This is a genomic window from Pseudomonas sp. Leaf59 (assembly GCF_920984685.1).
Taxonomy (GTDB): Bacteria; Pseudomonadota; Gammaproteobacteria; order Pseudomonadales; family Pseudomonadaceae; genus Aquipseudomonas.
The window spans coordinates 45193-65447 of sequence record NZ_CAKLBR010000018.1; the positions used below are offsets into that span (position 1 = coordinate 45193).

18 protein-coding genes are annotated in these 20255 nt (G+C 64.3%); 3 read left to right on the forward strand and 15 right to left on the reverse strand.

The genetic code is table 11. From position 1 onward, the window contains the following. Window positions 1-56: 56 nt before the first annotated feature. Window positions 57-1532 (reverse strand): benzaldehyde dehydrogenase, encoded by a 1476-nt coding sequence (locus tag LUB09_RS18235; RefSeq protein ID WP_231423280.1) that lies wholly within the window; start codon window positions 1530-1532, stop codon window positions 57-59. Between the two features lie 480 nt (window positions 1533-2012). On the opposite strand from LUB09_RS18235, the gene LUB09_RS18240 reads away from it, so the two are divergent. Together LUB09_RS18240 and LUB09_RS18245 are read left to right on the forward strand one after the other, a co-directional pair. After that, window positions 2013-3791: a sigma-54-dependent Fis family transcriptional regulator gene (locus tag LUB09_RS18240; RefSeq protein WP_231423281.1), complete on the forward strand. Its 1779-nt coding sequence runs from the start codon at window positions 2013-2015 to the stop codon at window positions 3789-3791. Window positions 3792-3851: 60 nt separating this feature from the next. Continuing rightward, complete coding sequence (locus LUB09_RS18245; protein ID WP_209980744.1) at window positions 3852-4715, forward strand: EthD domain-containing protein; 864 nt, start codon at window positions 3852-3854, stop codon at window positions 4713-4715. 12 nt (window positions 4716-4727) lie between these two features. On the opposite strand, the gene gspD is transcribed toward LUB09_RS18245, so the two are convergent. The 12 genes from gspD to LUB09_RS18305 all read right to left on the reverse strand — a co-directional run bounded on the left by gspD (window position 4728) and on the right by LUB09_RS18305 (window position 14932). After that, window positions 4728-6980 carry a type II secretion system secretin GspD gene (gspD, locus tag LUB09_RS18250; RefSeq protein WP_231423282.1) on the reverse strand — a complete coding sequence of 751 codons (2253 nt, stop codon included), beginning with the start codon at window positions 6978-6980 and terminating at the stop codon, window positions 4728-4730. Continuing rightward, window positions 6977-7501 (reverse strand): general secretion pathway protein GspN, encoded by a 525-nt coding sequence (locus LUB09_RS18255; RefSeq protein WP_209980740.1) that lies wholly within the window; start codon window positions 7499-7501, stop codon window positions 6977-6979. Before LUB09_RS18255 ends, gspD begins: the two co-directional genes overlap by 4 nt. Further along, window positions 7498-8109 carry a type II secretion system protein GspM gene (gene gspM / locus LUB09_RS18260; RefSeq protein ID WP_231423283.1) on the reverse strand — a complete coding sequence of 204 codons (612 nt, stop codon included), beginning with the start codon at window positions 8107-8109 and terminating at the stop codon, window positions 7498-7500. The genes LUB09_RS18255 and gspM overlap by 4 nt, the downstream gene beginning before the upstream one ends. Then, window positions 8084-9127, reverse strand: a complete 1044-nt coding sequence (locus tag LUB09_RS18265; protein ID WP_209980735.1) for a PilN domain-containing protein — start codon at window positions 9125-9127, stop codon at window positions 8084-8086. Before LUB09_RS18265 ends, gspM begins: the two co-directional genes overlap by 26 nt. Further along, entirely contained in the window at window positions 9124-9849 is a 726-nt protein-coding gene (locus tag LUB09_RS18270) for a general secretion pathway protein GspK (protein ID WP_231423284.1), read from the reverse strand. The genes LUB09_RS18265 and LUB09_RS18270 overlap by 4 nt, the downstream gene beginning before the upstream one ends. Continuing rightward, window positions 9846-10475: a prepilin-type N-terminal cleavage/methylation domain-containing protein gene (locus LUB09_RS18275; protein WP_209980731.1), complete on the reverse strand. Its 630-nt coding sequence runs from the start codon at window positions 10473-10475 to the stop codon at window positions 9846-9848. Before LUB09_RS18275 ends, LUB09_RS18270 begins: the two co-directional genes overlap by 4 nt. Next, window positions 10472-10834, reverse strand: a complete 363-nt coding sequence (locus LUB09_RS18280; protein WP_231423286.1) for a type II secretion system protein — start codon at window positions 10832-10834, stop codon at window positions 10472-10474. The genes LUB09_RS18275 and LUB09_RS18280 overlap by 4 nt, the downstream gene beginning before the upstream one ends. Beyond that, window positions 10831-11262: a type II secretion system protein gene (locus LUB09_RS18285; protein ID WP_057008264.1), complete on the reverse strand. Its 432-nt coding sequence runs from the start codon at window positions 11260-11262 to the stop codon at window positions 10831-10833. Before LUB09_RS18285 ends, LUB09_RS18280 begins: the two co-directional genes overlap by 4 nt. Before the next feature lie 10 nt (window positions 11263-11272). Beyond that, window positions 11273-11698 carry a type II secretion system major pseudopilin GspG gene (gene gspG, locus LUB09_RS18290; protein WP_003231965.1) on the reverse strand — a complete coding sequence of 142 codons (426 nt, stop codon included), beginning with the start codon at window positions 11696-11698 and terminating at the stop codon, window positions 11273-11275. A gap of 19 nt (window positions 11699-11717) precedes the next feature. Next, complete coding sequence (gspF, locus tag LUB09_RS18295) at window positions 11718-12920, reverse strand: type II secretion system inner membrane protein GspF (RefSeq protein WP_231423288.1); 1203 nt, start codon at window positions 12918-12920, stop codon at window positions 11718-11720. Then, complete coding sequence (gene gspE / locus LUB09_RS18300; protein ID WP_209980727.1) at window positions 12917-14647, reverse strand: type II secretion system ATPase GspE; 1731 nt, start codon at window positions 14645-14647, stop codon at window positions 12917-12919. Before gspE ends, gspF begins: the two co-directional genes overlap by 4 nt. A 63-nt stretch (window positions 14648-14710) precedes the next feature. Further along, window positions 14711-14932, reverse strand: coding sequence for a hypothetical protein (locus LUB09_RS18305; RefSeq protein ID WP_057008267.1), 222 nt, complete (start codon window positions 14930-14932; stop codon window positions 14711-14713). 509 nt (window positions 14933-15441) lie between these two features. On the opposite strand from LUB09_RS18305, the gene LUB09_RS18310 reads away from it, so the two are divergent. Beyond that, window positions 15442-18198 (forward strand): beta-glucosidase, encoded by a 2757-nt coding sequence (locus LUB09_RS18310; RefSeq protein ID WP_209980725.1) that lies wholly within the window; start codon window positions 15442-15444, stop codon window positions 18196-18198. A 20-nt stretch (window positions 18199-18218) separates the two neighbouring features. On the opposite strand, the gene LUB09_RS18315 is transcribed toward LUB09_RS18310, so the two are convergent. Continuing rightward, complete coding sequence (locus LUB09_RS18315; protein ID WP_209980723.1) at window positions 18219-18845, reverse strand: TetR/AcrR family transcriptional regulator; 627 nt, start codon at window positions 18843-18845, stop codon at window positions 18219-18221. Between the two features lie 144 nt (window positions 18846-18989). Continuing rightward, complete coding sequence (locus LUB09_RS18320) at window positions 18990-19925, reverse strand: helix-turn-helix domain-containing protein (protein WP_209980721.1); 936 nt, start codon at window positions 19923-19925, stop codon at window positions 18990-18992. Between the last annotated feature and the right edge of the window lie 330 nt (window positions 19926-20255).

Here is a 20255-nt window from a genome sequence, read left to right on the forward strand (position 1 = left end):
GTTCAGCCCTCTTGTTTTTGTGTAGGCGTGCGTGTTTCAAACCCCTGAGCCAGGACTCAGAAGGGATAGGTCGGTGGCGTGTTTTTTACCGTGACCCACTGCCACTGGGTGTACTCGTCCCAGTCGGCCGGCCCGCCGACGTTGCCGCCATTGCCGGAGGCACCGCGCCCGCCGAACGGGTTGATGCATTCGTCGGCCACGGTCTGGTCGTTGATGTGCAGCAGGCCACAGTCAAGTCGCTCGCCAATGGCCATGGCGCGGCCAACCGACGGTGAGATGATGGCGGCGCTGAGCCCGTACTCGCTGCGGTTGGCCAATTCGATGGCCTGCTCGTCCGTGGCAAAACTGACCACCGTGGCCACCGGCCCGAAGACCTCCTCCTCGAAGGCGCGCATGCCGGGACGCACGCCACTGAGCACGGTGGGCTGATAGAACAACCGGTCGTACTCGCCCCCCGCCTCCAGCCGCGCACCGGCCTGCAGGCTGTCGCTGACGATGGCGTGCACGCGCTGCAATTGCCGCTCATTGATCAACGGCCCCAGCGCCGCCTCGCCCCGGGCGGCATTGCCCACGCTCAGCGCGCGGGCCTTTTCCACCAGTTTGCGCGTGAGGCTGGCGGCGATGGATTCATGGGCCAGAATCAACCCTGTCGCCATGCAGATCTGCCCCTGGTGCAGCCACGCGCCCCAGGCCGCGTTGCTCGCGGCCAGGTCCAGGTCGGCGTCTTCGAGAATGATCAGCGCGTTCTTGCCGCCCAGTTCCAGCGCGACTTTTTTCAGGTGCCGCCCGGCCACCTCGGCGACCTTGCGCCCCGCCGCCGTGGAACCGGTGAAGGCGATCATGCGCACATTGGCGTCGCGGCACAGCGCTTCACCCGCCGGCGCCGCCCCTGGCAGCACGTGCAGCAACCCTTTGGGCAGGCCCGCCTCTTCGAACAGCCGCGCGATAAGAAAACCGCCACTGACCGGTGTTTGCGGGTCGGGCTTGAGCACCACCGCATTGCCGGCGGCCAGGGCCGGCGCCACCGAGCGCATCGACAGCACCAGGGGGAAATTGAACGGTGAAATCACCCCCACCACGCCATGGGGCTGGCGCCGCGCATAGGACAACCGCCCGGCCTCGCTGGGCAGTACCAGCCCGTGGGGTTGGGACAACAGGCCCGCCGCCTGATGCAACAGCACAATCGCCTCGCGCACTTCGTGCTCACCCTTGTACAGCGCGCCGCCGGTTTCGCGGGCGACATACAGCGCCAGTTCGTCGAACGAGCGCTGTGCCACATCCGCCGCCTTGCGAAACACCTCGGCGCGTTGCCGTGGGCCCAGCGCGGCCCAGGCCGGCTGGGCCAACGCCGCGCTGCGACAGGCAACGGCAACCTCGGCCGGGCTGGCCATGGCGCATTGCATCAGGGTTTCGCCGGTGGCCGGCTCGATCACCGGGAGCACCGCTTCAGACGCTTTGCTCCAGTCGCCGTCGAACAGGCATTCGGACTCGATGGCCCGCTGTAACAGGGGGATGGTTTCAGACACTGACATGGTGACTCCCGGTTCTTGTAATTGTCATCGTCTGCACAGAGGCAAACGCCGCCTCAAGCCTTGAGCAAAGGCTGTGCCGTTTAAAGGCCCAGGCGCTGACATAACGCCTCGAAGGCTCTGCGTCGGGGCTTGCCGTTCACGGCTCAGGCACACGCACAGGAACGTCAGCAAAAACCGCCTCGCTGCCACTTGTTCAATTGATAAGGTTATGTTTAATAACTATCTCGGCGGTTACTCATATCGATCACACGCTTTGCAGGGGCATAACCACAACGCCGTTCAGTTAAGCGCAGATTCCCTGTGGCGAGCAGGCTTGTCCTGCGTTGGGCTGCGCAGCAGCCCCAAAACCAGGCGCTGAGCCGTATCAGGTACACCGCGTTTTGCTCGATTGGGGGCGCTTCGCACCCCAACGCGGGGCAAGCCCGCTCGCCACAATAAGCCCACACATTTTCCTTAACTGAACGGCATCAGGGCATAACAATGACTCATCCCTTCAGCGCACACCCCAACGTCCAGGCGACCACCACGCCTTATCACCCGCGCGGCGACAGCCGCCAGCTCAGCGACAGCAGCTCGCCCACCCCGGCGGAGCTTGCCGACTGCCTGTTCTTTTCGCCCGAAGACGGGCGCATCTGGCTCAACGACCAGCGCATGGTGCTGCTGCACGGTTCGTCATTCGGCGCGCTGCGCGCAGAGATCATCGAGCGCCTGGGGCTGGAACAGGCGCGCGGGCTGTTCACCCGCACCGGCTTTGCCTCCGGTGCACGGGACGCGCGCCTGATCCGCGAGCGCTGGCCCCAGGCCGATGCTGCCGCCGTGTTTCGCGCCGGCACCCACCTGCACACGCTGGAAGGCATGACCAAGGTCGAGCCCGTACATTTCAAGTTCGACGCCGACTCCGGTTTCTACGAAGGCGAATTTCTCTGGCACCACTCGTGCGAGGCCGATGAGCATGTGAATGCGTACGGCATCGGCCAGGACCCGGTGTGCTGGACCGAAACCGGCTACGCCATGGGCTTCGTCAGCGGGCTGTTCGGGCAGATGGTGATTTTTCGTGAAGTCGAATGCCGCGGCATGGGCCACGGCAGTTGCCGCGTGGTGGGCAAGACGGCCGCGCAATGGGGTGACGTCGAGCAAGACCTGCGCTACCTGAATGTGTCGCAGATGCCCGGCACCCCGCCGCTCGCGTCCACGCCCGACAGCCTGCCCGGCAGTAACGCGCGTGACACGTTGATCGGCGCCAGCGCCACCTTCAACGCCGCCACGCAAGCCCTGGCGCGCGTCGCATCGACCCCGGCGACGGTGCTGATCAGCGGCGAATCCGGGGTGGGCAAGGAGATGTTCGCCCGCCAGTTGCACCAGCTCAGCCCACGCCGTGACGGCGCGTTCGTGGCGCTCAATTGCGCGGCCATCCCGGACAACCTGATCGAGTCCGAACTGTTTGGCGTCGAGCGCGGTGCCTATACCGGCGCCACCCATGCGCGCCCCGGCCGCTTCGAGCGCGCCCAGGGCGGCACGCTGTTCCTGGATGAAATCACCAGCCTCAGCCTGGCCGGGCAAAGCAAGCTGCTGCGCGCCCTGCAGGAGCGGGAAATCGAACGGGTCGGCGGCGTGCGCGCCATCCAGGTGGATGTGCGGGTGGTGGCCGCCACCAATATCGATCTGCGCAAGGCTGTCGCCGACGGCACGTTTCGCGAAGACCTGTTCTACCGGCTCAACGTCTACCCCATCGCGCTGCCGCCCCTGCGCGAACGCCGTGATGACATTCCGCTGCTGATCAACGCATTCCTCACACGCTTCTGCCAGGACTACGGGCGCACGCCCGCCGGCCTGACCATGCGCGCGCTCAAAGTGCTGCTGCGCTACGACTTCGCCGGCAATGTGCGCGAGCTGCAGAACCTGATCGAGCGCGGCCTGATCGCCAGCGACGAAGGTCAGGCCATCGACCTGGTGCACCTGTTTCGCAACGAACCCATGCCGGCGGACCCGTACAGCCTCGACGGGCAAGGCAGCCTGTCCAATGCCACTGCGGTGGTGCGCCCTGCCCTGCTCGACACCCTAGGCCAACTGGACCAGGGGTTTTCCATCGACGGCCTGGAAGCCCGCCTGATCAACGAAGCGCTGCAACGCAACGCCGGCAACCTGGCCGCCGCCGCCAGGCTGGTGGGGCTGAGCCGCGCGCAATTTGCCTACCGGCTGAAGAAACACCAGCGGCAACCGGCTGAGGCACCGGAGCCGTCGATTGAGGAGAAATCTTGAACGACGGGGACGCCAGCTGGATCACAACCTTCTTGAACACAGTCTTGAAGGAAGCCAGTGATGATCCAGCTAAACAGCTACACCACCGTGAAACGTCGCGAGCGCGTCCCCCACGACATCTTCGCCACCTACTGGCGCGACGCACACGGGCCGCTGTGCGCGCGCTTGCCCGGGCTCGGTTTGTACATTCAGCATCACTTCGACCGTAACCAGGACGCGCACCTGTGGCCGCTGGCCGACGGCATCAGCGAGATCGAACACTACGAGCTGGACGGTGGGGTCGAGATTGGCTTCGCCAACGCTGATGACCAGAAGCGGTTCCAGGAGGCCGCCTCACTGCTGTTTTCCGACGAACAAAACATGTTCGAGGAAACCCTCGCCTATGACCTGCCGCACGGCTCGCAAAAGCGCGTCAATCGCTTGCATGACAGCACCTTCAACGGCACGGACAGCGTCGACCGCCTCCATGTGCATTGCAGCCCGCGCGGCAGCCTCGCCGAACTGCACGACTACCTCAGCCATGAGCTGGCCGACGTGCTCGGCAGCGCCGATGACGTGCTGAAACTCACGCTGCACCTGACGTCGCGCTTCAACAATGACGGCATGCATCCGCCGGCGCCGAATGTCGCGCACCATGCCAGTCCGGCGCGGGAAGAACTGGCCATCATGGAAATCGCCTTCGCCAGCCCGCTGACGCGCCGCGCGTTCTTTGCCAGCGAGACGTTCCAGCGCACCCTCGCAGGTCAGGCCCGACACATCGCCCAGCTCAAGGCCTTCGCGGTGTCCGGCCTCTACACCTACGTCAACGACAAAACGCTGACCACCGCCGGACTGCGCGGCAGCAGGACGGCGCAGTTGATCGAGTACCTGGGCGCCAACAATCAGCTCAACCCCGAGGTCGAGCAATTGTTCCGGCGCGGTTGAACCCGAGCGTGGTCATTTTGCCGGCCGCAGCAACTGCATCTGCTGGCGGTAATCATCGGTCACCTGCCGTGCCTGGCTGCTGCTGGTGATGACCCGCGGCGTGATCAGCACGATCAACTCGGTGCGGTCCTTGGATTTACTGGTGTTACCGAACAGCCAGCGCAATCCGGGGATCCTGCCCAGATACGGCACAGCGCTGACGCTCTCGGCGTTGTCCTGCTTGATCAGGCCGCCGAGCAACACGGTCTGCCCGCTTTGCACGGCCACCTGGGTGGACACCGAACGCGTGGAAATACGCGGGTTGTTTTGCGGGTCGTTGTTGGACGGCTGGTCCTGGGCATCGCTGACTTGCTGCTGAATGTCCATGTACACCAGGCCCCCCGGATTGATGCGCGGCACCACGTCGAGGATCACCCCGGTCTGTACGTATTCGACACTGCTCAAGGTGGTGTCGGAGGCGCCGGTGTTGACCGTGGTCTGGCTGATGGGAATGTTGTCGCCCACCTGGATCTGCGCCGGCTGGTTGTTCATCACCACCAGCGACGGCGCCGACAGCACTTGGGTGCGGCCGTTGGTTTCCAGCGCGTGCAGGGCCACTTGCAGGTTGGTGCTGACGAACGAATAGAACAACGAATCGGCGCCCAGGCCGGCACCGCCGGCGCCCAATGCGCCCTGGCTGCCGGCCGCATTGGCCACCGTGTTGCTGGTGGAATTGCCCGCCAGGCGACCCAGGTACCATTGCACGCCGAGGTCCAGTTCGCCGGTGAGCTTGACCTCCAGAATGCGCGTTTCGATCTGCACCTGCAGCGGCGGATTGTCGAGGCGCTTGATCGCCGATTCGATCTCCTTCCACTGCACCGGGCGCGTGCGCACCAGCAACTGGTTACTGCTTTTTTGCGCGGTGATGCGCGTGCCGGCGTCGAGGCTTTTGGCCGGTGCGCCTTCTGCTTCGCCGGCGCCCTGCTCGGCGCTCTCGCTGCCCTGGTCAGCCTCAGTGTCGGGTTCCTGCTCCTCTTGCTCGGCAGAGGCGAGCGGGCTATTGCCCATGCCATTGCCGTTGCCGTTGCCATTGAGGCCGCCGGGCATGCTGCCGGAGGTGCTGTTGGTGCCGGGCGATGACAAGGTCGCGGTGCGCAGACCGGGGGCGACTTTCGCCGGCGCATCGTCCTTGATCGCGCCACTGCCGTAGATCTGCCGCAGGTATTTGGCGAGGTCAGTGGCCTTCATGTTGCGCACGTCGTAGACGTACATCTGCGGCTCGTTGCCGCCGCCTTCGTCGATGGTGTGTATCCAGTCGCCGACCTCGCTGAGGTACTGCGGCTGGGACGAGATCGCGACCACCGAATTGGTCCGCTCGATGGGCAAAAAGCGCACCATGCCCGCCAGGGGCATGCCGCTGTCGGGGCCGAACATCTTTTGCAGCTCGGGCATCAGCTCGGCCACGGACGCGCGTTGCAGGCCGAACACGCCCACCGACATGCCCTTGAGCCAGTCCACATCGAAGGTGTCGATGGTGTCCTGGTAGTTGGCCAATTCCTCGGGGGTGCCGGCCAGGCTGAGCACGTTGCGCGCCGGGTCCACCAGCAAAAATGCATTTTCCCGGGCGAACGGTTTGAGCAGTTTCTGCATCTCGGTGGCCGAGATGTAGCGCAACGGAAACAGCCGCGCCGACAGGCCGCTGGACGGTTGCGACACGCGCATCTGCGGCACCAGCTTGCCCGCCACCGCCTGGTTGGCCGGCAGGATCACATAGCGGTTGCCCTGCTTGATCATGGCGTTGTCGGTCCACGACAACAGGGTTTCGAGAATCGACAGCGCCTGCTGCTTGTTCACCGGTTTGGAGGTGGAAAAGCTGACGTTGCCTTTCACACCCTGGGCAATGCTGTAGCTCTCGTGCAGCAGGTCGCCCATCACGCTGTTGATGACCGCCTCGATGGGCTGGTCGGCGAAGTTGAACACGATGTCGCCGCCGGCTTCCTCCTTGCCGGCGCGGCTCGCGGCCGGCTGACGCACGAACTGCTGGTTGCCGCGAATCAACTGGCGCTGCGGCGGCGTGCTTGCCTGGGGCTGGCTGCTGCCGGGCGACGCCTGTTCACTGGCCGGGTCCACGGCCGGGCGCTGCGAACCGGTGCCCTGCAGCGCCTCATGCAACAGGGACTCGTCAGGCGCTGGGTGCTTGGGGAATGACCCGCAGCCGCCAAGGGCAACGGCGGTGGCCAGGCAAAACACGGTGGTGCGCAAGGCGCCGGGGTAGGTATCGATCAAGGGGATGACTCGTGAGGAAGGGTAATCGGAGGTGTGCTGGACGGCGGCGGCAAACGCAGGGCCCGCAGGCTCAGGGTTTGCGTGCGGCCATCAAGCACGAAACGGGCAGTACGGGCGTCGAGGTGTTCCAACACCCAGCCATTGGGCAGGGTCTGGCCCTGGCGGACTTTCAGCGCGGGGCCGTCGGCACGCTTGAGCAGCGCCACGCGCAGGTCGCCGTCGAGCACGATGCCGGTCAGCGTCAGGCTCGACAGGCTGGAGGTCTCGGCCTGGCCGACGGCGCGGTCGGGGCTGCGGTCGGGGCTGAACAGCGGTGCCTGCCAGGTGCCGGCCAGGCTGTCGAGGGTCGCGCTCGGCGCCACCAGCACCGTGGCCGCGGCGTTGGCCCGCGCATCCGGCGCGGGCGGCGGCAACCACTGCGGCGCATCGCCGAGGTTGCTGAGAATGCCGACCATCAAAACACCCAGCAGCCCGGCCACGCCGAGCAGGCCCCACTCCAGAGGACGCAATGGATTGATCATCGGCGCACCTGCACGGCAGCGGCCGGTTGCAAGTAGCCGCGCACCAGCAGGTGCACCACCAGTTTGCCAGCGGAGCCGCTGGCGGGGGCATTGGGGCCACGGCGAATGCTCATTTCATCGACGAACAGAAACGGGCGCTGATATTCCAGTTCATGCAGGATCGCCGTCAGCGGTTCAATCGCGCAATCGAGGGTCAGGCTGACTTTGACCTGGCGATACGGCTCGGCCTCGTCCTGCTCCGGGGTGATGGGCATGCGCTGGGTCAGGCTGCAGCCGCCGCCGAGGCTGGCGCGGCTGTTGATCAGGTCGGCGAGGCGTTGCATCAGGTCCGCCGCCACGGCGCTGGGATCGTCCCCCGGCAGCAGGCTGGTGCTGCTCGCCGGGTCCTGGCGCGCCTGCTCCAGTTGTTCGCGCAGGCTGTCGCGCTGGCGCAACACGCCGGCGTAACGCTGCTGCTGCTCGCGCAGTTGTTCGGCCTGCTCGCCCATAGCGCGCAACGGCCCGGCGAACCAGCTGTCGATCAACAGCCAGTACGCGGCGCCGAGCACCAGCGCGAGGGCAATCAAGGCCGCGCCACGGCGTTCACGGGGTGTCAGTGGACGGCGCATCGGCAGCCTCCTGGTGCAGGTGGGCGCGCAAGGAAAACTGATCCTTGCCGGTTTGCGCATCGGGCTGGATCACCCCTTCGAACTGGGCATTTTCCAGGCTGCGACAGGCCTTGATGCGGGTGATCAAGGCACTGGCCTTGGCGCTTTGCCCGGAGAACGAAACGTCGGCGCCGTCGTTGACTTCCAACTGGTCGATCCAGGTGTCGGACGGCAGGCACGCGGTCAGTTCATTGAGCAGCGCCGCCAGCGGCGGTTGCGCCATTTTGCGGCGGATCAGGTACTGCGCGGCGCCACGGGTATTGAGCAATTGCTGACGCAGCGCCTGCACCTGCGCCACCTCGGCTTTTTGCTCGCGCACACGCTGATGCATGGCGTCGAGCACACGCTGGCGGTCGTTGAGCCACAGCAGCATCGCCGCCATCAGCAGAGCGCCGCACAGCCACGGCAGGCTGCGCTGCAAACCCTTGCCGGCAGGGCGCTGGCGTGGACGCAGCGGCGCCGGCAGCAGATCGATGCCCATCGACTGCCCCGCGCCATCGTCCACGTCCACCGCATGGGGACGCAGGCCGAGGGCGGCACACTCTTCGAGAATCCGGTCCAGGCGCTCGCGCAGGATCGCCACCAGCGTCACCTCAACATGGGTCGCTGTGCGGCGCTCCTGGCGCGCGACGAAGTACACCTGCGTGGCGTCGAACGGCGTAAAGCGGTCAAGTTCATAGCCGACCACCGTCGACAGGTTGCGCGCGGCGGCCAGCGGCAATTGCAGGGTCTGGCGCAGCACCGCGTCGCGGCCCAGCAGCAGTACCTGGCGCGCGTCGCCCGCGAGGGTTTGCACCGGCGCGGTCAGCGGCCAGCGGTAAACCTGCTCGGCGGCATCCTGCACCAGCAGCCATGCCGGCACGCAGCCGCGCAGCTCCTTGAGCCAAAGCCGCCAGCCCTGTTGCAGGACGCTGCCGTGCCAGCGGCGTGTGACCGGTTCGGTCAGCCCCTGCAGGCGGGCGGCCAGATGTTCATTCATTCTTGCCAACGTAGGACTCGATAAGGTTGTGCGCTGCCTTGCGCGGGACTCAATAAAACCGTGATTTGCAACTGCGCGTGATAACCGCCGGGGCGTTGTGCGCGGCTGTCGATCACCAGCACATCACCGGCGTTGGCGCCCACCGCGCTTTGACGCGGCAGGTTCAGGGCACGGCGCATCAACGGGCTGGCGAACGCCGGGTCGGGCCGGTCCAGCCCGTTCCACAGGCTGATCTCCGGCACCATTTCGCTGTACAGCGCGCGACTCATGCCCGGCAACTGGCGCAGTTCTTCCACCACGCGAAACGGCGCATGGCCCTGGTTGCGCCGCACCTCCAGGGCTCTGGCCAACTGGTCGGCCTGGGCCTGGGTGGCACCGCAGGCCAGGGCCAGGCGCGCAAAATCGCCCACGTCGGCGCTGTTGAGGTACAGCTTGCCGAGGTCGCTGCGAACGCTGACGCGCAATTGCGCATCATCGAACGTCAGCGGGACCTCACGGCCATCGGCCACCCATTGCTTGCGCTGCGTCGGGTCAGCCAGGGCCTGCAGGGTCAATGCCACACCCGCCTCGGCGGCCAGCAGCGCCTGGGTGTGCTGGCGATGCCAGGCAGCCTGGCGGGTCTGCAGTTGTACCCAGCCGGCCAGCCCGCCCAGCAGCAGGCTGAGCAAGGCCAGCACCCACAGCACCAATAACAGCGCGACACCGCGTTGCTGCTTGATCATTCCGGCGCCCCGCCCGACAGGTTCAGCCGTAGCGCAACCACCTGGGTGACCCACGGCACCGGCCCGTTTACCCGTGCGTCGATGCGCACCGCATAGGGCAGGCGCTTGCTCCACGGCCACTCGTTGATCCAGCCGGTGGCCTGGCCCTTGGGCGACACGCCGCGATAGCTGAACTGCAAGTCCTCGACACCTTTGAGCAGCACCTGCGGTTCGCCGCGCGAGGCCGGCACGCTGACCTGCGCCGCCGACTCGAACCGCGCGAACGCCACCTGCAAATCACGTGCGGCCTCGGGGCCGCTCAGTTGCAGGGTAAAGCGTTGGATGCCGCCGCCCAGCACACCGGGCAAGGTCGCGACAAACTGCATGCGCTGCGCGGTGCCGCTGAAAAAACCGTCGGCCTGGCTGTCGTCCTCGGTCACGTCCAGCGGCAGCGCCTCGCTGATGGCGGTGCGCAAAAACTGCTGGGCGGCGCGCATTTCATCCAGGCTGACCGTGTAGCGCTGGGCCTTGAGCACCGCGCGATTGGCGCCGAGCAAGGCACCGCCGACCAGGGTCAGCAACACGCCGAGCAGGCTGAGCACGATCATGATTTCAAGCAGGGTGAAGCCCTGCTGCCGCCGCGTCACAAACCGGCCCCGGCGGCACGCAGTTTCAACGTGCTGAAGTGCGCCTGACGCGCGCCCTCGCTGACGGTCAAGTCGAGGCGAAACAGGTGAGGCTGGCCCATGCGGGTCGGCTGCTGGGCGATGTTCAGTTGCCAATGGATGCCATCGAACTCGCCCTGGCGCACCTCGCTGGCCAACGGGCCCATGGTTTCCTGGTCCAGCAGGCTCTGCGCCGCGAGGGTCAGGCGATCACTGCGATTGACCTGCAGCAACGAGCGCGCGCTCTGGCCGAAAGCGACCAGCAACACCGTGCTGCAGATGGCCATGAGCGTCAGCGCGGCGAGCATTTCCAGCAGGGTAAAACCGCGCTGGCGCTTCATGGCAAGGCCCTGGATTCTACGCTGCCGGTCAGCCAGCCAACGTCGATGCGCCAGCGCCGAGTGCCATTGGCCAACAGCAGGTTGCCGCCGGTGGAACTGCCATCCGGGTAGAACTCCACGGTGGAACCCGCCTGTTCGGCGGTGTGCAAGGTGACCTGCAGATCGGCCGGCCAATATTTTGTTGGCCGGCCCGGCGCGGCAAAGCTCAGCCTGCGCAAGTCGAACACGGTGTGTTGCGCGGTGCCGCTGACAATCGCCCGCGCCCGCGTGCTGCGCAGCGCTTCGACCATCTGCCCGACCACCTGGCGTTCTTTTGCCGCGCGCAGGCCTTGTTGCAGGCCAAACCCCACCAGGCCGGCCGCGATGCTGATCAGCACGATCACCACCAGCATTTCGAGCAAGGTAAAGCCGCGTTGGAGGTTGGGCATGGGCGCAGGTTTATTCCCAGTTGCCCAGGTCGGCGCTGTAGCCTTCGCCGCCGGGCTGGCCGTCCTGGCCGTAGAAGATCAGGTCGAACGCGCCGTGCTCGCCGGGGAAGCGATAGCCGAAGGCATGGCCGAACGGGTCCTTGAGGTCCGACTGCTTGGCGTACGGGCCGGCCCAACCGGCGGTGTTGCCCGGCTTTTCGACCAGTTGCTGCAGGGACTTGGGCGGCGAGCCGACGTCCAGTCCGTAGCTTTCGATCTTCATGCCCAGGCTGGCCAGTTGCGCCTTGCCGGCGCCGTACTTGCCCTTGTCGACGTTGCCGCCGACCTGGCGCACCACGATGGTGGCGACGATGCCCAGCAGCACGATCACGGCGAGCATTTCCAGCAGGGTGAAACCGCCCTGGCGGCGGGCAGGCTTGAATCGGGTGTGACGCATGGGTTGCTTCCTCAAGGGTTCATATATTGCTGGTCAGGCTCATCAGCGGCAGCATGATCGCCAGCATGATCACCGCCACCAGCACCGCCATGACCACGGTCAGGGACGGCACCAGGGCGGCCAGCAGGCGGTCGATGCCGCGTTTGGCCTCCACGTCGAACACGTCGGCGACCTTGAGCAGCATGCTGTCGAGTTCGCCGGCCTGTTCGCCGACTTCAATCATTTGCAGGGCCAGGTCGGGCAGCAGCGGCTGCGCGCCAAAGGCGCTGGCCAGGGTGCCGCCGCCCTTGACCGAATCGGCGGCGTCGGCGACCTGGGCCTGCAGCGCGCGGTTGGTGCAGACCTGCCGCGCGATGACCAGCGCTTGCAGCAGCGCCACGCCATTGCTGAGCAAGGTGCCGAGGGTGCGCGTCAAGCGGGCCGCCTCGACGCGTTGCAACAGCGGGCCGATCACACGGATGCCGAGCAGGCGCCGGTCGTAACGCTCACGCCGCTGCGGGTCGCGCAGGCGCGCAGCCATTGTCCAGCAGGCGACGATCAGGCCGGCCAGCACGGCCAGCCCATACGCCCCCAGAAACTGCCCGAGGCCGAGGATCACTTCGGTGATCAACGGGATCGGCACGCCCAGGTCTTTGAAGATCGGCACGAATTGCGGCACCACGTACGCCAGCAGAAGGGCCAGCGAACCGAGCACGCCGACCACCAGAAACGCGGGGTAAATCAGCGCGTTGATCACTTCGCCTCTCAACAGCTGGCTGCGCTCCAGGTAATCACTGAGCTGACGCAGGGTATTTTCCAGGGCGCCACCGGCCTCGCCGGCGCGCACCATGCTCAGGTACAGCGGCGAGAACTGGCTGCCCTCCTCCTCCAGCGCTTTGGATAATGGCTGGCCGGCCTTGACGTGTTCGCGAATGCGCTCGATCAGCGCGCGGGTCTGCGGCTGGCCAGGCTGTTTGAGCAGGATGCCCAGGGAACGTTCCAGGGGTTGCCCGGCGCCGAGCAGGGTTGCCAGTTGCTGGGTGAAACTGACCAGCGCCGCGCCGTTCAACTGGCCACGGCCGAAGGCCTTGCGCAGGCCCTGGGCACCGGCCACATCGATGTGCAACAACAGCAGGCCGCGCTTGTGCAGCGCGGCGACGGCGGCGTCCTGGTCCCTGGCTTCCAGGGTGCCGTTTTGCGGCTGGCCCTGGCTGTCGAGGGCGCGGTATTTGAACAGGCTCACGCGCCGTCTCCACGGGTGACGCGCAGCACTTCTTCCAGCGAGGTGACCCCCGCCACGGCCTGGCGCAAGCCCTCTTCATGCAAGGTGCGCAAGCCACCACGGCGGGCGGCCTGCTCGAGGGTGGCGGCGTCGGCCTGGCGCATCAGCAGGCTGCGCAGTTCGTCGTTCATCACCAGCAATTCGGTGATTGCGCTGCGCCCATGATAGCCGCCGCCCGGCGCGTCGGCGCGGGGGCGGTAAAGCAGGATCGGGCGTTGTTCGGTAAAGCGGTCCAGGCCGTGTTCGGCGATCAGTTCCGGCGGCGCTTCGAAGGCTTCACGCGTCGCCGGGTCGAGACGGCGCACCAGGCGCTGGGCGAGGATGCCGTTGACCGTCGAGGCGATCAGGTAGCTTTCGACGCCCATGTCCAACAGGCGCGTGATACTCGCCGCCGCACTGTTGGTGTGCAGGGTCGAAAGCACCAGGTGGCCGGTCAGCGAAGACTGGATGGCGATGCGGCAGGTTTCGAGGTCGCGGATTTCACCGATCATGATCACGTCCGGGTCCTGACGCACGATGGAGCGCAGCGCGCCGGCAAAGTCGAGGCCGATGGCCGGTTTGACCTGGATCTGGTTGATGCCTTCGAGCTGGTATTCCACCGGGTCTTCTACGGTGATGATCTTGCGCTCGGCGGTGTTGAGCCGTGACAGCGCGGTGTACAGCGTGGTGGTCTTGCCCGAGCCGGTGGGGCCGGTGACCAGCAGGATGCCGTGGGGACGCTCCAGCACTTCAAGGAAGGTTTCCAGTCGCTGGCCGTCGAAGCCCAGGCTCTGGAAATCGAACTGCACGGTCTGGCGGTCGAGCAGGCGCATCACCACCGATTCGCCAAAACTGGTGGGCACGGTGGACACCCGCAAGTCGAGTTCCTTGCCCTGGATGCGCAGCATGATGCGGCCATCCTGGGGCAGGCGCCGCTCGGCGATGTCCAGCCGCGCCATGATCTTTACCCGCGAGATCACCGCCGCCGATGAGCTGGACGGCGGCGCCTCGGCTTCGTGCAGCACGCCATCGATGCGGTAGCGCACCTTGAGCTGGTTTTCGAAGGGTTCGATATGGATGTCGGAGGCGCGATGTTCCACCGCGCGCTGCAGGATCAGGTTGACCAGGCGAATCACCGGCGCTTCGGAGGCCATGTCCTTGAGGTGTTCGATGTCTTCCAGCGTGCCGCCCTGCTCATCGAGGTTTTCGATCAGGGTGCCCATGGCCGAGCGGCCCTGGCCGTAGTACCGCTCGATCAGCGTTTCGACCTCATTGCGCGGGCCCACCGCCAGCCACACCGGTACGCCGCAGGCATAGGCCATGGCCTGGAACGGATAGGCCTGCGCGGGGTTGGCGGCCAGCACGCGCACACCACCCTGGCTCCAGCCCACGGGCACCACCTGGTAATGGCGCATGAAACGCTCGGTCAGGGCCGGCAGTGGGTCGAGCAACGGCGGCGCCGCATCGGCCAGCACCAGCGGTGCACCGAGCAGGTCGGCCCAGGCGCGGGCCAGCTCTAGTTCCGAGACCAGCCCGAGGCGGGTGAGCAGGCCGAGCAATTCGGTGTCGTCGGATTCCTGGGACAGGCGCCGGGCGCGCTCCAGGTCAACGGTTTTCAACCCGGCCTGCTGCATCAGCCACGCGCATACCTGGTCGGTATCCGGAATGTGCATCTGGCAGGCATTGAGGGGCGTTGACGGGCTGGGCATGGGCGACTGTCTGAGAGGAGTAGTTTGCAGGAGCCAGAAGCTCGCTCCTGCAAAGGGTTGCGCTTAGTTGGACGTTTTCGGCGTGCCCGAACTGTTCTGCGGGCGGCCGCCCTTGGTGGTTTCGGCCTTCTGTTTTTTGGCTGCCTTGGCGTCGTGGGCCTGGGTCAGCACGGTGGAATCGGTGGCGCCGGACTTGGCGTCGGCATCGGTGGACTCAGCAGCCATGGCCGCGCCACTCAGTGCAACGCCCAGCACAACACCAGCACTCAACAGGGAAATCTTCATCAACTTTCTCCAGATCAACAACAGCGATTAGCTCGAGTGGCGCCTTGAACTCGCTCAAGACCCTACACCAAAGCCGTGTATATGACAGCCTGTTTAGGGCATGGCCTTTTAGAACTACTGGACAGAGCCATTAGTTCGCCACCCCGGCAGACATTTTCTTAAACCAATCGACTTGTAGGTTTAGTCAAAGTTCAACATCGTAAGAGAATATTTCTAATTTTACGCAAAGATTAGCTTTTGTTTGACTTACAAGCGCAAGAATTGTCTTAATTACGGGGTTTTTGCGATTCAAAATGCCACATCGTGATGTCGCATAGACACCATTCATACTAATAACTCATACAATTATTACACTAATAAAACAGTGAAACTTGCCAAGTAATTGCAATTAGCCATCGGCTAAAAATTGCGTTAATGGCCAACTATTGCCTGTGAAAAAGTGACGAGCGTGTGCGCTGGAACACACTTGCTGCAGCGCCATGTTCAATAAACAGTGACTGGAGAGACCCATGAGTAAACGCAAGATGATCGGTGCGCAGTCGGCTTTTGCCCTGCTGGCACTGGCGGTATCCCAGGTGCACGCGGCGACCAGCCCGGCGCTGGATGAAGGCCGCGTGAGCCGCGCGGAAAAGGCCGCGGATAAAACCCTGGCCAAAATGACCATGGAAGAAAAACTCGCCTACATCGGCGGCACCGGTGGCTGGGACGTCAAGCCGTTGAGCCAGTACGGCATCCCGCAGATTCACGGCGCCGATGGCGGCGTGGGCGTGCGTTACACCAGCGAGGGCAATGCCCAGGGCGTGGTGTACCCGTCCGGCCCGAACCTGGCAGCCAGCTGGAACCCGCGCCGCGCCATCGACGTGGGTCGCGCCCTGGGCTACGACACCGCCAGCGGTGGTTACCAGTTCGTCACCGGCCCCGGCATGAACCTGTACCGCATGCCCTACAGCGGCCGTGCGTTCGAGTACCTGTCCGGTGAAGACCCGTTCCTCGGCGCCAGCCTCGGCCCGGCGCTGATCAATGGTATCCAGTCACGCGGGGTGTGGGCCAACGCCAAGCACTACGCGGCCAATGACCAGGAAAGCAACCGCTTCCACCTCAACGAAACCATCAGCGAGCGCGTGCTGCGCGAGATGACCCTGCCGCCTTTCGAGTCCGCCTCGAAGAACAGCAAGGTGGCGATGATGATGTGTGCGTTCCAGAAGGTGAACGGCGAATTCGCCTGCGAAAACTCGCACCTGATCCACGACATCCTGAAAACCGAATGGGGCTATCCGGGCTTCGTCCAGAGCGACTACAACGCCGTGGTCAACGGCCTGCCTGCCGCACAGGCCGGCACCGACCTGGACATGATGGGCTACCAGATGAACAGCACGGTGCTCAAGCCGTTCCTGGACAGTGGCGAGCTCAGCAGCGCAACCATCGATGACAAGGTGCGCCGCATCCTCAAGCAGATCTACCTGTACAAATTCGACAGCAAGGCGCCGTTGACCAGCCACAACATGAACAGCGCCACCAGCAACCGCGTGGCGCTGAACGCCGCGCGCGAAGGTATCGTGCTGCTGAAGAACCAGAACAACCTGCTGCCGCTGGACGCGAAAAAGGTCAAGACCATCGCCGTGGTGGGCAACCTCGCCAAGTACGCACCGCCGACCGGTTTCGGCAGCGCGAACGTGATGGCGGCCAACTACGTCAGCGAACTGAGCGGCCTGCAGCAACTGGCACCGGGTGCCAAGGTCGAGTTCATCGACGGTCTGTCCCTGGACCCGACCGCCTCGAACTGGACCCATCTGGACGGCAACGGCAACAGCGTCAAAGGCGTGAAGACCGAGTTCTTCAGCAACACCAACTGGTCCGGCGACCCGGCGGCCAGCCGCACCGATCAGCACGTTGACCTGGACTGGTCGACCGACAGCCTGCCGGTGAACGGCGATACGGCGGCCACGTCGATCCGCTACAGCGGCCAGATCACCCCGACCGTCAGCGGCGAACAGGTGTTCAAGATTCGCGCCGACGGTGCGGTACGCCTCTACGTCAACGGCAAGAAGGTGCTCGACAACGGCGACGGCAAGCCGCTGCCGAACAACAGCATCCCGCCGACCATCCCCGTGTTCGCCAAGGTCAACCTGGAAGCCGGCAAGCCGGTGGACATCAAGCTCGAGTACTCGCGCCGCAACGGCTACCTCTCGACCATGGGCGGCCTGGTGGGCGTGCAGATGAGCTGGGCGTCGCTGGTTGCGCCGCAGGACCTGGCCAAGTACGACGCCGTGCTGGTAGCCGCCGGCAACAGCAGTGAATACGAAGGTGAAGGCTTCGACCACAGCTTCGACCTGCCGGAGTTCCAGGGTCAGTTGATCCAGAGCATCGCCAAGGTCAACCCGAACACCGTGGTGACCCTGCACGGCGGCACCGGGCTGAAAATGAGCGACTGGATCGACCAGGTGCCGGCCGCGCTGCATGCGTTCTACCCTGGCCAGAACGGCGGCCAGGCCCTGGCGGAAATCCTGCTGGGCAAGGTCAATCCATCGGCCAAGCTGCCGATCAGTATTGAACGCAACATCGAAGACAACCCGATCTACGCGACCTTCCCCAAGTTCGACAACCAGGAAACCCTGGCCGAGATGAGCTACAAGGATGACCTGTTCGTCGGCTATCGCGGTTACGAGAAAAAAGGCATCAAGCCACTCTACCCGTTCGGCTACGGCCTGTCGTACACCACCTTCGGCTACAGCAACATCAGCGTGACCCCTGGGGTCGCGGTGGCCGGCGCACCGATCAAGGTGTCGTTCGACCTGGCCAACACCGGCAAGGTCGCCGGTGCCGAGGTGGCCGAGCTGTATGTGGGGCAGAACAATCCCAAGGTTGAACGCGCACCCAAAGAGCTCAAGGGCTACAAGAAAGTGTTCCTCAAGCCGGGCGAAAGCAAGCGCGTGACCATCGAGCTGAACGACCGCTCACTGGCCTACTTTGACGAGGCCAGCAAGCAGTGGGTGGTGGACGCCGACAGCTTCAACCTGTCGGTGGGTGGATCGTCCCAGGACATCCGTCTGAACGCCAAACTGGTCAACTCGTTCCGCCAGGAACTGTCGACCACCAGCAGCAACCCGTTGCCGCGTTCGGCGCTCAATTCAACGCTGCGTGAAGCGCCAAAGGTGAAGACCGGTGGCGTGCTCAAGCAGAACGAAAATACCGACAGCGACACCAGCGAAGGTGATGGCTACGACATGTCCGATGACAGCAGCCAGGGCAGCGCAGCCGGCAATTGATCGGCTGATTCAGGGATAGATCACGGTTCAGGGACGAACCTGATGGCTGCATCGACCCGCGCGATGTAAGTATCAAACCGCGCCACCAGGTCCACCTGCCCGGGAAAGCGCAGCCATTGGATCTGCAGGCCGTCCATCATGGCCAGGATCTCTTCGGTGAGCCCGGCAAGGTCCACATCCCCACGCACCTCCCCCATCGCTACCAGATCGGCAAACTGCCCGTGCAGTCGCTGCTGAATGCCCGCATAACGCTCCTGGAACCAGGTCCAGGCGGGTTGAGTGTCGAGCAGATTTTCCGCATTCAAAATCGTGAAGGCCCGCACCACGCCCGGCGCACTGGCATTGGAGCGGTTGATCGCGCGCAGGCTGCCAAGCAATCCAGACAGCGATTTCTCCGCCCGCACCTCGTCGGCAATCCGTTGATTCACCTCGTCGCGGCGCTGCAGTACGCCCATCAATAATGAAATCTTGCTGGGAAAATGATGCAGCAGGCCGGCCACTGAGATGCCGGCAATCGCCGCCACCCGGGCCACGGATGCACCGCTGTAGCCTTCCAGGGAAAACACCTGCAAGGCAGCGTCGAGCAGCTCTTCGCGGCGTTTTTCACCTTTGGGCGCGCGGCGGGTCTTGGGGGCAGGTTTGATCATGGGGACGTCCTTGTGGGCAGACGTGCACCGTATCCAAATTGCTGGCGGGTCGCAAATAAAGCGCGGGGGGCTTTTCAGCAGGCGAGAAACGCCGGGCAGCGATCATGGATGCCTGCACGGGTGGAGTCGGTTAACACCGCCGCCTTACGTTCGATGCAGCAGGGTATTGGGCGCAACCCCAAATGCCTTTCGAAACGCATGACTGAAGTGCGAGAAATCGGAAAAGCCGAAGTCCAGCGCTGCCTGGGAAACGCTGCGTACCTGGCCGCGCTCAATCGCTTCGCGACTGGCATTCAGGCGTTCTTTCCAGATCTCTGCGACCGGCGTTTTCTGATAGCGAGCGAAGGCGCGGGTGACGGTTCTGGTCGACACGTGGTGGGCCTGGGCAATGACTTCAATCGAAAGATCCGGCTCGGTCAGGTGCCGCTGGATGTACTGCATGATGCGGCCGTAGAGATCCAGTTCCTCGTGAGTCGTCTTGAGGTCCTGGAGTTCAAGGCTGATAACGAGCAGATCGAGCATGGCACTTGAGTAACGGGTGGAGATATTCGCATCCTGCAACGAAGCCGACGTATTTGACGCCTGTCGCAGCATTTCACGCAATGGGATGACGCCGGGGCGCCGGTCATCAAGGACCATGGCCGTGTAGTCGGCGATGCGTGGCAGGCGCTCGGTGAGCAGCGCTCGCGGGATTCGGACCAGGTGGTTTTCGGTACCACCAAAGCTGAATCGGAATGCCTGATTTGCGTCATAAAGAAACAAATTGCCAGGCGACAGGGTTGTTTTGCGCCCGCCCTGCTCAAGTTGGCCATAGCCGTTTCGAGAGAAACCCAGCCATATATCTTCAGCCGGACCGCTGCGCAAATGCCCGGCGGAGCGCTCCCAATAATGCAGGGGTGAGGACAACGAACAGATATCCAGAGCGCCCATGGGATTGACTGCGAGCGCACCGTCAAAACTGCTCTGGGACATGGGCTGGCTATCGGCCGCCAGGCAATGGCGGCACACCACTTCTTTCCAATAATCGAAGCGACGAGGTGCCGAAACGGCAAGGGTCGAATACTGAGTGGTTGAGTTCATGGCACGTCCCTCGGTACCGGTGCAGTAAGCGTTCGATAAGTTGTCATTGGTTTTTGAACGCAAGCAATCAAGCAATTAACAGGCCAGGCGAAATCACCTGGCCCCGCAGAGCGTCAAGCGCGTCACTCCTCTGCAAGTCACCGCCACGCGGCAGGGTGGGTGAAAAGCAAACCCTCCCCATTTGGACGCAAAGGTCTTCAGGCTTTGGCCGTGCGCGCACCAAAACCGTTCGTGGCGAGCCGTCAATGCCGTGTTGTCCCTGCCAGCCAAACAGTTGTCCTGACGAACAAAGCGGCCTATCGCCAGCCAGCCTAATTTCTGCCTCACAGC

What these genes read in the sequence shown, in the direction of transcription:
- LUB09_RS18235 (WP_231423280.1), bottom strand. Translation starts at nt 1,532, where the DNA reads ATGTCAGTGTCTGAAACCATCCCCCTGTTACAGCGGGCCATCGAGTCC.
- LUB09_RS18240 (WP_231423281.1), top strand. Translation starts at nt 2,013, where the DNA reads ATGACTCATCCCTTCAGCGCACACCCCAACGTCCAGGCGACCACCACG.
- LUB09_RS18245 (WP_209980744.1), top strand. Translation starts at nt 3,852, where the DNA reads ATGATCCAGCTAAACAGCTACACCACCGTGAAACGTCGCGAGCGCGTC.
- LUB09_RS18255 (WP_209980740.1), bottom strand. Translation starts at nt 7,501, where the DNA reads ATGATCAATCCATTGCGTCCTCTGGAGTGGGGCCTGCTCGGCGTGGCC.
- gspM (WP_231423283.1), bottom strand. Translation starts at nt 8,109, where the DNA reads ATGCGCCGTCCACTGACACCCCGTGAACGCCGTGGCGCGGCCTTGATT.
- LUB09_RS18265 (WP_209980735.1), bottom strand. Translation starts at nt 9,127, where the DNA reads ATGAATGAACATCTGGCCGCCCGCCTGCAGGGGCTGACCGAACCGGTC.
- LUB09_RS18270 (WP_231423284.1), bottom strand. Translation starts at nt 9,849, where the DNA reads ATGATCAAGCAGCAACGCGGTGTCGCGCTGTTATTGGTGCTGTGGGTG.
- LUB09_RS18280 (WP_231423286.1), bottom strand. Translation starts at nt 10,834, where the DNA reads ATGAAGCGCCAGCGCGGTTTTACCCTGCTGGAAATGCTCGCCGCGCTG.
- LUB09_RS18285 (WP_057008264.1), bottom strand. Translation starts at nt 11,262, where the DNA reads ATGCCCAACCTCCAACGCGGCTTTACCTTGCTCGAAATGCTGGTGGTG.
- gspG (WP_003231965.1), bottom strand. Translation starts at nt 11,698, where the DNA reads ATGCGTCACACCCGATTCAAGCCTGCCCGCCGCCAGGGCGGTTTCACC.
- gspE (WP_209980727.1), bottom strand. Translation starts at nt 14,647, where the DNA reads ATGCCCAGCCCGTCAACGCCCCTCAATGCCTGCCAGATGCACATTCCG.
- LUB09_RS18305 (WP_057008267.1), bottom strand. Translation starts at nt 14,932, where the DNA reads ATGAAGATTTCCCTGTTGAGTGCTGGTGTTGTGCTGGGCGTTGCACTG.
- LUB09_RS18310 (WP_209980725.1), top strand. Translation starts at nt 15,442, where the DNA reads ATGAGTAAACGCAAGATGATCGGTGCGCAGTCGGCTTTTGCCCTGCTG.
- LUB09_RS18315 (WP_209980723.1), bottom strand. Translation starts at nt 18,845, where the DNA reads ATGATCAAACCTGCCCCCAAGACCCGCCGCGCGCCCAAAGGTGAAAAA.
- LUB09_RS18320 (WP_209980721.1), bottom strand. Translation starts at nt 19,925, where the DNA reads ATGAACTCAACCACTCAGTATTCGACCCTTGCCGTTTCGGCACCTCGT.